Raw genomic sequence first — 13,175 nt, forward strand, 5'->3', positions numbered from 1 at the left:
AACTCAGCATTGCATCTCGGCTTCTTCTTTCCTCTTCCGTTGCTTCGGCACGTCATCCGGATAGGCCTACATGCATCCGAACAGTCAATATATCCACGCCGATAATACGGCGCTCATTTTCGAAGAGTTGAAGTTTCGATCGCTGACGGTGAAGAACCGTCTTTTTCGATCCAATATATCCGGTCAGTTCGATGATTATAATGGTCACGGCGGCAACGCCCGGCTGAACTGGGAGGAAAAATTCGCACGCGGCGGCATTGGCTGCATCATTTCCTCCTTCACGCCGGTCTCAGTGCGCGGCCGGATCCTCGTGCGTTACGCGATGATCGACGATGACGACAAAATCCCCTTTTGGCGGGAAGTAGGCCGCCGCGTCCATGCCCACGACTGTCGGTTCATCATGCAGCTCAGCCATTCCGGCCGCCAGCAGGACATGGGTGGCGTCGAGAACCTGTTCAGCAAGGGCCTGAGTTCGACCAGCAAAAGCGATTACTTCCACGGGCTGCTCGCCCAGGCGATGACGAAACCCGAAATCACCGAAGTGGTGGAACAGTTCGCACAAGGGGCGCGGCGCGCGCGGGAGGCGGGGCTCGACGGTGTCGAGCTTCACGGCGCCAACGGCTATCTGCTGACACAGTTCCTGAGCTCCGGCATCAACGACCGGACCGACGAATATGGCGGCGGCTGGGAGGGCAGGGCGCGTTTCGTGCTCGAGATCGTCAGGGCGATCCGCCGCGAGGTCGGGCACGACTTTCACCTGCAGATGAAGATCAACGGCCTCGACCACAATGATTGGCTCTATCCCTGGCTCAGGAAAGGCAACACGCTCGACGAAACCGTCAAGATCTGCACGATGCTGCTCGATGGCGGCAAGGGTGTCGATTCCTTTCATGTTTCAAGCGGATCGACCTTTCCGCATCCACGCAATCCGGCCGGCGACCTTCCGCTGAACGACCTTCACCGCTGGTATGACGGCATGCTCTCGCAGGGTACGCGGGCGCCGATGAACTATGCGATCTTTTCCAATCCTTTGCTGGCGCGCGCCTTCCAGGCGCTCTGGCGCTGGCGCAGGGGCAAGGTCATCGAGGGCATCAATCTCGATTATGCACGCGCCGTTTCCGAAGCGATCGGCAAGATCGACCCCGATATCAAGGTGCTCTGTACCGGCGGCTTCCAGCATGCCGACAGGATCGCCGAGGCCATCCGTTCGAAAGCCTGCGATGGCGTCACCATGGCCCGCCCGCTGATCGCCAACAACGATCTGCCGGAGATCCTCGCCAAGGCAAACGGCCCGGAAAAGGAATGCACCTACTGCAACAAGTGTCTGCTCAACGATCTCGAAAACCCGCTCGGCTGTTATGACCTCAGCCGATTTGACGGAACGAGCTTCGAGGATCGCTACGACAAGATGATCAAGCAGGTCATGTCGGTTTTCGAGCCGCCGACCTTCCATTGAGACGCGCCATCGCCCGCGCATTCGGAGTGGACTCATGAGCAGCGACAACGACCGCAAAACGCCCGTCGAGATCGCAGTCGCCCGCCACCGCCGCTGGTGGCTGGCGATCGTCGTGCTGCTGTTGCTCGCAGTCGTCTACTATCTGGTTTTCGTCAACCAGTATGTCGTCGCTTTCAAAAGCCAGAACGAGCATTTCATGCACGGCTCTATCGGCAGCGAGACGGCGACGGGACCGCCCTACTGGGTCTTCAAGGCCTTGCCGGTCATGTATGCCGACAAGCTCGGGCCGGAAGGCTGGAGCCGTTTCGGCTTCCTCTACGAAAAGCCCGGCGACGACCTTCCGATCGGGGTGTCGCGCCGCGTGGTCTCAGGCGTCGAGCGGGTCTGGCTCAACTGTTCCGTCTGCCATGTCGGCACATATCATCTTCCCGGCGATCCGGTTCGCCATCTCATCCCCGGCGCACCTTCCAATAATCTGCGCCTGCAGGAATTCATTCGCTTCTTCATCGATGTCGGCCGCGATCCCGGCTTTACCGCGGATGCGCTGATTGCGACGATCGACAGCCCCAAGGTCGGCGGCGATCTCAATGTCTTCGAGCGGCTGGTCTACCGCTACGCGGTCTTTCCCAGGGTCAAGAACGCCTTCCTCGATCTCGGCACCCAACTCGATTTCGTCAAGCGGCAGGAGGAATGGGGGCCGGGCCGCGTGGACACGTTCAATCCCTATAAGGCGCTGCAATTCAACTTTCCGATGGACGAGGCGCATATCAGCGGCGCGGCGCTGAACGGCTCTTCCGACTATCCCGCCATCTGGCGCCAGCGCCCGCGCGAGGGCATGAACCTCCATTGGGACGGCAACAATGATTCCGTGGCCGAACGAAACCTGAGCGCCGCACTCGGCGCCGGCGTCACGCCCGTAACGGTCGACCGGGCATCGATCGCGCGTATCGAGGACTGGATGTGGGATCTGCCTTCGCCGCCGTTCCCCGTCGCCGCCAAGATCGATCAGGCGAAGGCGGCAGAGGGCAAGACGCTGTTCCTGCACTATTGCGCCGATTGCCACGGCTTCAAGGATGCGAACGGCTACAGCTACGACAGGCAGCGGTTCACGCGGCTCGGCAAGACGGTTCCACTCGCCGATATCGGCACTGATGCGGGACGCTGGACCTCTTATACGGAAAATTTCGCCGCCGAGCAGAACCTGCTCTATGCCGGCTATCCCTGGCGCTTCAGCCGCTTCCACAAGACCGACGGCTATGCCAATCACCCGCTCGACGGCATCTGGGCGCGCTCGCCCTATCTGCACAACGGCTCGGTGCCGACCCTGCGCGATCTGCTCGAGCCGAGCGCCAAGCGGCCGCCTGTCTGGTTCCGCGGCAGCGACGAGTTCGATCTCGCCAAGGTGGGCTATCGGCAGTCTGCCGGCGCCGATGCCTTTCGCTACGACACGGCGCGGCCCGGCAACGGCAATGCCGGCCACGAAGGATATCGCTACGGCACGGAGCTGCCGGACGCGGCAAAAGACGCCCTCGTCGAATATATGAAGACGCTATGACCCAGTCGCGATCGCTCAGCAAATGGAAGGCACGGCATGCAGTCCTCGTCTGGATCGGCATCCTTCTGAACTTCGCCTTCGTCCTGCCGCTCATCTTCTGTCCGGAATGGATCCTCGGCCTCTTCGGCATTAGCGTGAACCAGCTGATCTGGCCGAGATTTGCAGGCCTGCTGCTCGGGATCCTGTCGATCTTCTACATTCCGGCGACGCTCGATATCGACCGTTACCGCGTTTTCGCCTGGCTTGCGGTCTTCCCCTCCCGCACGCTCGGCACGGTTTTCTTCTTTCTCGCCGTCTTCGTCTTCGACCAGCCGCTCGGCTACCTCGCCGGTGTCTTCCTCGACGGGTCGGTCGGCATTGCGACGCTTTTCTGTCTCCTGCGCATCCTGCGGCTCGAACAGAATATCGCCGAAGGGAGACAGGCATGAGGCGCGTCTTCTGGAAATGGCTTTTGGCCGTTCTGGTCCTGCTCGTCGCCGGCGCTTTCGCGCTGTTCTTCCTGCTTTTCCGGCCGGTCGCCCAGCCGAAGACGAACGATCTGGCTGAAGTGTTCAACCACCGTTCGATCGGCAATGAAGAGGCGCAGGGAATTCCCTACTGGATCTGGCGGGTCCTGCCGCAGCTCTTTCCCGAACATCTGCCGGCAAACGCGGACGGCTACGGCGCCTTCGGCCTCTACTGGCGCGCCGGCGACGAGGTTCCTGTCGGCCTCTCGGTCAAGACGCTCGGCGTCATAGGGCGCGTCGCGCCGAACTGCGCCTTCTGCCACCAGGGCAGCTACCGGCTGCGTGCCGACGAGCCGGCGCGGCTGGTCGAAGCAGGCCCGGGAACGAGGGGCAATCCGCAGGCCTATATCCGTTTCCTCATCGATGTCGGCGCCGATCCGCGGTTTACCGCCGACCGGGTGATGGCGGAGATCGGCAAGGTCTACGACATGCCGGTCTGGGAATGGGCGCTCTATCGCTTCGTGCTGGTGCCGGCGACCCGGGCGGCCCTCCAGGAGCAGGGGGGCGCTTCGCCTGGATGAAGGACCGGCCGGATTGGGGCCCGGGCCGGATCGATCCCTTCAACCCGGTCAAGTTCCAGAACCTCCGTCTTGCCGACGACCACACGATCGGCAATTCCGACATGATGCCCCTGTGGTCGCTTGCCGGTCTCGCCACCACCAATACGCGCCGCTTCTCGCTCCACTGGGACGGATTGCAAACCGATCTCTACGAGACGGTGGTCTCGGGTGCGATCGGCGACGGGATGACCTACAAATCTTATGGGGGAAGCGAAGAGGGCCTTCGCCGCGTTATGGATTTCATCCGCCTGCAGGGGCCGCCGCCCTCGCCGTTTTCTCCTCTCAGGCCGGCAGGCGATCCCTATCATGTCGATGCGGCGGCGGTCGACGCCGGCCGTGGGATCTATATCGCGCAATGCGCCGTCTGCCATGACGCCAAAGGGCCCCGTTACCGGACGCCGATCTCGATCGTCGAGCTCGGCACCGACCGCCATCGCCTCGACATGTGGACGCCCGCGGCCCGCGACCGCTACGCCGCCTACGAGCCGAGTTACGCTTGGAGTTTTACCAACTTCCAGAAGACCGACGGCTATGTCGCGACAGGCCTCGGGGGCCTGTGGCTGCGCGGTCCTTACCTGCATAACGGCAGCGTCCCGACATTGCGGGCCTTGCTTCTTCCGCCAGCCGAGCGGCCGGGGCAGTTCTACCGCGGCTACGATCTCGTGGATGCCGAGAATGCAGGCTTCGTAAGCATGCCGGATACGCCGGGGGAACGGTACGGCACGCTTTACGACACAAGCCGGCCGGGCAACGGCAATGGCGGTCATCTCTGGGGCACGGATTTGCCGCCGGAGGCGAAGGAGCAGCTGCTTTCGTATCTCAAGACACTTTGACCATCAGGAGGGATCGATGGCAAACATCAGACAGCGCATCATGCGGTTTATCGCCTGGATCGTGGCGACCGTCGTCACCCTCGCCGTTATCGCCGTTGCTGCGGTTGCGCTCATCGTCTGGTGGCTGATCGAGCCGGATGCGGGCCAGTTCGGCCATGTCGAGGATGAGGCGAAGCAAGCCCATCGCAAGGTCGAGGAATTTCCCGGGGCGGGAGAGCCTTACTTCGCGGCAATGGACAAGGGCCTGCTGCTGCCGCCGACAGCCGGCGCCGATTATCCCGACGAGATCAAGGAGGTCGCAACCGCCACCGGGCTCGATCCGGAGGCCGTCCGCAAGGCGGCGATCCGCGGACAGAACACCTGGACCGTCTGGACTGGCGGCAACGACCGTTTCTGGGACTTCGCCGCCCGCGCGACAATCGGCTCCTTCGACCTCCTGAAGACCATCTCGTCCCATCCGACGATGGCCTATGGCCGCGACAACCGCTTCCGCTATCTCGGCCTCGTCAACGAACCCTGCTTCACAACCCCGAAGAGCGCCGATCCCGATCATTGGGGGTTGTGGATCGATCAGCGCAAGACGGAGTGCCCGGCCGACAGCTTCGGCGGCAATACCGAGGCGGACGCACGCTATCCCGGCGTGCGGATCGGCTCGCGCGGCACCACGGTCAAGGTAAGGGGCGAGGAGAAGAAAGTCCCGGTCGGCTCCTACTACGGCGAGCCAACGGGCGTAATGGGCCTGCGTCTCTTCCCCAATCCCGCCTTCGACAGCAAGGCCGCCGAACATTGGGATGCGGTGCGCTATTATACCGATCCTTCCTACTACAACGACAAGGATCTCGTGCGTCCCTATCGCGTCGGCATGTCCTGCGCCTTCTGCCATGTCGGCCCCAGTCCGATCAATCCGCCGAAGAACGTCGAGAGCCCGGAATTCCCTGAAATCTCCTCCAATCCCGGCGCCCAGTATTTCTGGGTCGACCGCATTTTCTTCTGGAACACCAAACCGCGCGCGACGCCCGTGGAACCGGCCCCTAACGAAGGGAACTTCCTTTTCCAGCTGTTCCATACGAACCCGCCCGGTTCGCTCGATACCTCGCTGGTTTCGAGCGATTACATGAATAACCCCCGTACGATGAACGCCGTCTACAACGTCCTGGAGCGGTTGCGCATCGGGGCAAAGACGGGCAAGGAAACCATCAAGGGAGACGAGAAAGACAACAAGCAGGCGCAGGACTATCCGCAGACCGCAGCCTTCGGTTCCCTCTACGACAAGGCGACCGGCACGGTCGCCTCGATGCGCGTCCTGAAGGACGGAGCCGATTCCGTCGGCACGCTCGGCGCGCTCAATCGCGTCTATCTCAATATCGGCCTGTTCAGCGAAGAATGGCTGCTTCATTTCCGCCCCTTCCTCGGCGGGCAGAAGATCTCGCCGATCCGCATCGCCGACGCCCAGAAGAACTCGATCTACTGGCAGGCCACCGAGACGATGACGCCCGACATGGCGATATTCTTCCTGGTCGCGGCCCGCGCCGATCATCTGAAGGATACGCCAGTCGGAGAGCAGGTGCTCCAAGCGCGCGATCCGGCCGAGGTCGAGCGCGGAAAGATCGTTTTTGCCGAAAACTGCGCCGCCTGTCATTCGAGCAAGCAGCCGGTGCCGGCGCCGGACCTCGGTGTCGATCAGGGCATCTGCGCAGGCGGCGGAGCCGGCCCGCATTATCGCGAATGCTGGGATCGCTATTGGGCCTGGGCCCAGTCGGATGCCTTCAAGCGCGGCATGGTCAAACTCGTCACCGAAAAGGATGAGGACGGAAAGGATTTCCTCGACAGCAATTACCTCTCCACGGAACGGCGCGTGCCGATGGATATCGTGCGCACCAATGCCTGCAGCGCGATCGCCACCAACGGGCTTTCGGGCGACGTCTGGGACAATTTCACCTCTTCCACCTACAAAGCGCTGCCGCCTCCGCATGAGGTGACGGTCAATCATCCGGTTTCGGGGGCGGCAACGCCACTGCAGGCGGCCGGCAACGGGCGCGGCTATCTGAGGCCGCCTTCACTCGTCAGCCTCTGGTCGACTGCGCCTTTCCTGCTCAACAATTCGGTCGGCCACGAGGAGAGCTATCACGGAACCGACTACTACAATCAGGACAATGCCGGCGGCTACGGCGCTGGGCGCGGCACCGCCTGCCCCGCGGCGGATGCCGGCGATCCCTATCTGCCCTGCGTCGAAAACAGGCTTACAGTCTTCGATCGGTCGATCCGCCAGATGCTCTCACCGCAGACGCGCCGCATGGATAAGATGACCGAGGCGCCGGTGCCGGGCTATATCTACCGGACGAGCGCGCCCTCCTGCCTCATCGTACCGCCGGGCTTCGTGCCCGACAAGGTGAAGCCCTTCACCGGCATGCTGAACAAGGTCGCCGGCTGGGCCTTCAAAAAGGACGGCTCGATCACCGTCGGCCCGTTCCCGGCCGGTTTCCCGATCAACGCGCTGACCAACACCGAGCTGCTGCCCGACAATGACGAGGAGAACAAGTTCGCCAATTACAAGCGCCTGATTGCCGCCGGCCCGGCGCTGATCGGAGCCTTTTCCGAGCTCGGCGGGCAATGTACGCCGGGGGAACTCGCAGATCCCGCCGTGCTCGCCAAAGCCGAGAAGGTAGTGCGCGACGCGAAACTCGTCGACCGCCTGGTGGGCTTGAGCAAATGCCCGGATTACGTGGTCAATGGCGGGCACACATTCGGCGCCGATCTCTCGCAATCGGACAAGAATGCCCTGATTTCCTATCTGAAGCAGTTCTGACGATGTCCGACGGGCCGACCCACGATTATATCGTCATCGGCAGCGGCGCCGGTGGCGCCGTCGTCGCCGCGCGGCTCGCCGAAGAGGGCCGGACGGTGCTCGTCATCGAAGCCGGCGGCGATCCGCTGGCCAAAGCCGACGACGGCACCGACATTCCGCTTGCCGATGCCTCTCGCGTACCGGCCTTTCACGCCTTTGCCTCGGAACATCCCGGCATGGCCGAGAACCATTGGGTGCGCCACTATGAAAATCAGGAGATGCAGGAGCGCGACTGGCGCTACAGCAAGGAAAAGGACGGCGTGCTGTATCCGCGCGTGCGCGGGCTCGGCGGCTGCACCGCTCATCATGCGATGATCGTCGTGAGGCCCAATCATTGCGACTGGAACCACATCTTTGCGGTCACCGGCGACGAAAGCTGGAAGGCCCCGCACATGCAGGGCTATTTCGAGCGCATCGAGCGCTGCCGCTACCGCTTCTTCTTGTGGCGCTGGCTTGCCGCCGCAACGGGCCTCAATCCGACGGGCCATGGATGGTGGGGGTGGATGACCACGGAGCGCGCCGTGCCGCTGCGGGCCTTGCGCGACTGGCCGCTGTGGCGGGCGCTGCTGCGCTGCGTCGGCGCGGCGGCCGACGCCTTCGGCAAGCGGGGCTCCGACTGGGAGACGACCGAGATCGACCCGAACGACCACCGCAACTGGAACGTCGGCGCCTGCGGCGTGCGCGTCACACCGCTTTCGACGCGCCGCCACACCAGGCACGGGCCGCGCGAGCGGCTGCTCGACGTGATCAAGCGGCACCCCGACCGCCTGACGCTTCGCCTCAACACCACCGTCACGCGGATCGAATTCGACGGCAAGCGGGCGGTGGCGGTTCGCTGCATCGACGGGGAGGGGCGCGAGGAGATCATTCGGGCCGGCCGCGAGATCATCCTTGCCGGCGGCGCCTTCGCCTCGCCGCAGCTTCTGATGCTCTCCGGCATCGGCGATCCCGGCCATCTCGACGAGCACGGGATTCCCGTCGTCGAGGCTCTTCCTGGTATCGGACGGAACCTGCAGGACCGCTACGAGGTCGGCGTCGTCAGCCGGATGAAAGAACCCTGGTCGGCCCTCAAGGGCGTGACCTATACGACCCGCGATGTCCATTACCGGCGGTGGCGCAGATTCCGCATCGGCAACTATACGAGCAACGGCGTCATGTTTTCCCTGACGCTCAAATCCCGCAACACGCTGCCGGAACCGGACCTGCATTGCTTTTCGCTGCTGGCCGATTTCCGCGGCTATTTTCCTCGTTATTCCGCGCGCATCCGCAAGCCGGATTACATGACATGGGCGATCCTCAAGGCCTATACCGAAAACCAGGGTGGAACGGTGCGGCTGAGAAGTGCCGATCCCGCGGCCCTGCCTGCCGTCGTGTTTCATTCCTTCTTCGAAGGAACCGGCGATTACGACCTCGATCTCGATGCCGTCGTCCATGCCATCCGCTTCGTCAGGAAGGTCAACGATGCGATGGACGATCTCATCGCAAGCGAAGAGGAGCCCGGCCGGCAGAACGAGAGCGACGAGGCGCTTCGCCGCTATGTCGCGGAAAACGCCTGGGGCCATCATGCCTGCGGCACCTGCGCCATCGGCCCCCGCGAGGATGGCGGCGTGCTCGACAGCCGCTTCAGGGTGCACGGCATCGAAGGCCTGCGCGTCGTCGATGCTTCCGTTTTCCCCCGCATTCCCGGCTACTTCCTTGCCACCGCCGTCTACATGATCGCGGAGAAGGCGGCAGACGTCATTCTCGCCGACAGCTGACTGGAAACACGCTGATGAACGAACACCCTACCCATCGGGAAGCCAGCATCTACAATTGGCTCGGCGAACACGTCCGGAGTTTCGTTCGATGGTGGCGGGAATTCGATGCCTGGCTGAACCAGCCGCTGCCGAAGGGGCGGCACATCGCCTGGCGATGGCTCGCCCCCGACGGTTACGCCTGGTTCGTGCCGGTGCTCGCGGCTATTCTGACCCTTGCCATGGCGCTCGGCCCGACCGTCGAGATGCGCTGGGGCAATCTCGGCTTGCTCGCGATCGGTTTTGCGCTTCTCTTCCTGCTGCATGCGGCCGCTGGCCGCCAGGCGCTCTTTAACCAGTATCTGCTGGGAGTACAGCTCGTCATCCTTGCGGCCCTTGCCCTGCTTCTCCTCGTCAATTCGCGCCCGGAAGCCTACGGCATGATGACGGCGCGGCCCCGCCTGCATGTCGGCGTCGCGATCGTCTGCGCACTTGTCCTTGCGCTCCCGGCGGCCTGGCTGCTCGCATCGAGCCTGTTCCGCTCCAATGCAGGCGGCGGACTTGCCGACAGCCTGCCGAAAGTAGAGCTCTTCCTGCCCAAGAACCGATACGATTTCATGGGTCGCGGACCGATCGCCGCGCTGGTGTCGGCCCTTGTCATCGCCCCGATCCGCTATCCGGTCGAGTTGCTTCTGCCCGGATCGCTGCTTACCCTGTTCGTGCCGGACCATTATCTCTGGTACGCATTCGGCGTGACCGCCCTTGTCGCATGGATTGTCCTTTTCCTCGGCATCCTGTTCGACCGGTTGATGGAAATCCTGAAGACGGTCGGGCGCCTCTTCTTCATCGGCCCGCAGCGGGTCATCAGCATTCTCGTCATCGTCGTTGCGGTGCTGCGCCTCGCCGACGTCCATTACATCACCTATCTCTTCAACGCCGGCTCTAGAGGCTACGGCAACACGACGATCATGCGCTATATCGTATTCGCCTATGCCGTCGCCTGGTACTACGGCTTCTGGTGCGATCACTTCGTCGCGCGCCGGCTGATGCGCCTCATCGACAAGCAGCACCTATCGATCACGCCGGTCGAAATCGCTTACGACTATGAAGGCAGCGAGACCTTGAGCACCGTCCGCAACCGGGGCCGGACGATCGCGCTGCATGGCGCGGGGCGTTTGAAGATCGAGGGCCGCTACGAGGATCAGTATCAGCGGCAGACCAAAGCCGCATCGAACAGGGCGATCCAGTTCATGACGCCGGCGGAAGTGCTCGCGCAGTTTCGTACGCAGCTGGAGCGCCTGCCCGCCGGACAGGCTCCAACGGGAGACCTGCTTGCAAGCCTGCGCAACTTCCAGCGTTCGACGCTCGTCTATCCCGCCCTCGTCGGCGCCCTGGCCTATGGCCTGATCGGCGGTCCCGCCGTCTTCAGCTTCCTGCGGGCGATCCAGCCGCCGGAACTTGCTATCCGCTCCGAGCGGCACGTGAACAAGCAGCCTTCAACGCTATTGTTCGAAAGCAACCAACCCAACGGCGGCTGCGGGCCGCTGCAGCCCACCACGCCGAGAATTGCCGTCGTCGCCTCCGGCGGCGGCACGCGTGCGGCGATCTATACCGCCTCGCTGCTGCGGGGGCTGGCCGAACACGACCAGATCTGCAACGTCGTCCTCGTCAGCGGTGTGTCAGGTGGCAGCGCCGCGCTCGGCTATTTTGCGCTTCACGAGAAAGAGCTTCGCCGGCCGCGCGACACTATGGACGTCAAGGCATGGGACGATTTCTCGCAAGCCATGGCGCTGCCCTTCATCGAACAGGTGATTGATGGAGCAAGCGACATGCGCTTCGCTTTCGGGCGCTGGCGCTGGGCGTCCTCAGCCTGCCATGAAGCTCAAAGGCCGGATGAAAACGTAACGGGCTGGATCCCCGCACGGTCGAGACTGGGCGCGATTCTCGCCGAATCCTTCGTCTGCCACATGGGCACCGGGACAATGGAAGCGCCGTCCTTCGGCCTCATGCTCAACACCGCGATCGTTGGGTCTTTTTCCAATAACGGTCAGCCCTGCCAAGCCATTCACAACCTTTCGCTACCCGAGAGGGCTACGCGCTGCCGCCAGTTCCTGGATGCCGGCCAGGCGGGCGGGCGGTTGGTGTTGACCAATCTTGCCGCGCCGGCGTCTCCACCGGACGACGGATCGCTGCATATGCAGCTCGTAACGCTCGACAACGCGGATATATCGATCGCGCGTGCTGCAGCATTGAGCGCAAATTTTCCGCCCGTCTTTCCCGATGCCGCAATCGACATCGAAGCATCAGGAGAAGCAAGGATGCGATACTGGGTGACTGATGGCGGAGCGGTCGAAAACCGTGGCGCCATGACGCTCTACTATTCCATCCGCGACGCGTTCCGATCGGCTCCGCAAGCACCGCAGGCCCTGCCGCCGCTGCACGTCGTCATCGCCGATGTTTCGGCTTCGGCCGGCCGCTATAGCGAGAGCTTCGGTTTCGGCTCAGTGCTCGGCGCCGGAGGCCAGCTAGGCCTGGGACTGGAGACGGAACTTCGCGCGGCAATTGAGAAGCTTTACTGCGATCATAGTTCCGAGTTCAGCATACACGAGATCGCCATGCCGCGCGTTTTCAGGGACGGCGGGATTGGCACACATTGGCTGCTTCCCAACTCGTTGTCGTTCGCAAATCCGGCAAAACCATCGGAGACCGAAATCCTCTCCGTCCATGACGTCGAAACGCTCGTTCTGGCATTGCATAACGATATATCGGAAACATACCACGATGAGGCCGCAGCCAAGAAAGTCAAGCTGTGGGCGCAAGATGACGCCGCCGCGAAGCATGACGCGAACTGGAATGAATTTTTGGCGAGCCTAACCGCAACTCAAAGCGAGCACGAGTGTCAGGGCTAGAGAGGAATTAAGGACCAATTGAAGGGGTAAGCCGGCTTCGAACAACTTGAACCCTGGCTGGGTCTCCCCGATTCCTGAGAACTGAAGGGTTCGCTGTGTCCTCGTAGCGGCCTGTCAACATTGACACGCGTTCCGCTGCACAAGTATGCATGACGCAACGGTAATGAATTTCTCGACCGTCCGTACAGCTCGGCAAATATATTGCGGGCGATAGCCAGCGCGTTGCATCCCGGCAATGTACCGATCAATGTGGTCTCGAAAAATCCACCCATTAAACCGCTGCCATAGCTGGCTGCTAAACAGATCAAAGGCGACTGTCATCTTGCGCTCCTCTGATTTGTTGCAAGAGTGCACAATACTATGCCGAGCGCGGACGGCCGTTTTTACCTGAAATTCCGTGGCTTAGGCAGCTTCATCGGCATAGTCTCCGGCTCGGGATAAACCCCCGACCTGCATATCGATACGCTCAAGGTGAAGAGCCGGAATTTTCACTGAGCTCGCAAATCTCGGACGCGACTAGCCTGCCCGAATTTCTTGGTCAGGCTGTCACGCGGCACCCGCGGTCAGAGCACGCTGACGTTCTCGGCCTTCGACTTCCCGGTCTTGCGGTCCTGGCCTACCTCGAAGCTGACCTTGTCACCTTCTCTGAGCGAGCCGCCTCGCTGCAAAGCAGACACGTGAACGAATACGTCCGCTCCTCCATTTTCTGGCGTGATGAAGCCAAACCCCTTATCATCGTTGAAAAATTTAATAGTACCGGTCGGGGCTTGTCGCAAAC

7 protein-coding genes and 1 pseudogene are annotated in these 13,175 nt (G+C 62.3%); 7 read left to right on the forward strand and 1 reads right to left on the reverse strand.

Annotated features, from left to right (window positions below):
- Positions 1–70: 70 nt before the first annotated feature.
- From BA011_RS26510 to BA011_RS26540, 7 genes and pseudogenes are all read left to right on the forward strand, one after another.
- Positions 71–1,456 (forward strand): NADH:flavin oxidoreductase, encoded by a 1,386-nt coding sequence (locus BA011_RS26510; protein WP_065282972.1) that lies wholly within the window; start codon positions 71–73, stop codon positions 1,454–1,456.
- A gap of 34 nt (positions 1,457–1,490) precedes the next feature.
- On the forward strand, positions 1,491–3,011 hold the full coding sequence (locus BA011_RS26515; RefSeq protein ID WP_065282973.1) for a hypothetical protein: 1,521 nt from the start codon (positions 1,491–1,493) through the stop codon (positions 3,009–3,011).
- Positions 3,008–3,439 carry a hypothetical protein gene (locus tag BA011_RS26520; protein WP_065282974.1) on the forward strand — a complete coding sequence of 144 codons (432 nt, stop codon included), beginning with the start codon at positions 3,008–3,010 and terminating at the stop codon, positions 3,437–3,439. The genes BA011_RS26515 and BA011_RS26520 overlap by 4 nt, the downstream gene beginning before the upstream one ends.
- Positions 3,436–4,910: pseudogene (locus tag BA011_RS26525) on the forward strand (cytochrome c). Before BA011_RS26520 ends, BA011_RS26525 begins: the two are co-directional and overlap by 4 nt.
- A gap of 16 nt (positions 4,911–4,926) precedes the next feature.
- On the forward strand, positions 4,927–7,716 hold the full coding sequence (locus BA011_RS26530) for a hypothetical protein (RefSeq protein ID WP_065282975.1): 2,790 nt from the start codon (positions 4,927–4,929) through the stop codon (positions 7,714–7,716).
- A gap of 2 nt (positions 7,717–7,718) precedes the next feature.
- Positions 7,719–9,512 carry a GMC family oxidoreductase gene (locus tag BA011_RS26535; protein WP_065282976.1) on the forward strand — a complete coding sequence of 598 codons (1,794 nt, stop codon included), beginning with the start codon at positions 7,719–7,721 and terminating at the stop codon, positions 9,510–9,512.
- A gap of 14 nt (positions 9,513–9,526) precedes the next feature.
- The gene (locus BA011_RS26540; RefSeq protein ID WP_065282977.1) at positions 9,527–12,397 is read left to right on the forward strand and encodes a patatin-like phospholipase family protein; all 2,871 of its coding nucleotides are present in this window, start codon (positions 9,527–9,529) and stop codon (positions 12,395–12,397) included.
- 563 nt (positions 12,398–12,960) lie between these two features.
- Here the strand turns inward: BA011_RS26540 and BA011_RS26545 are convergent.
- Positions 12,961–13,173 carry a cold-shock protein gene (locus BA011_RS26545; RefSeq protein WP_065282978.1) on the reverse strand — a complete coding sequence of 71 codons (213 nt, stop codon included), beginning with the start codon at positions 13,171–13,173 and terminating at the stop codon, positions 12,961–12,963.
- Positions 13,174–13,175: the final 2 nt, after the last annotated feature.

Source organism: Rhizobium leguminosarum (assembly GCF_001679785.1).
Classification (GTDB): domain Bacteria; phylum Pseudomonadota; class Alphaproteobacteria; order Rhizobiales; family Rhizobiaceae; genus Rhizobium; species Rhizobium leguminosarum_R.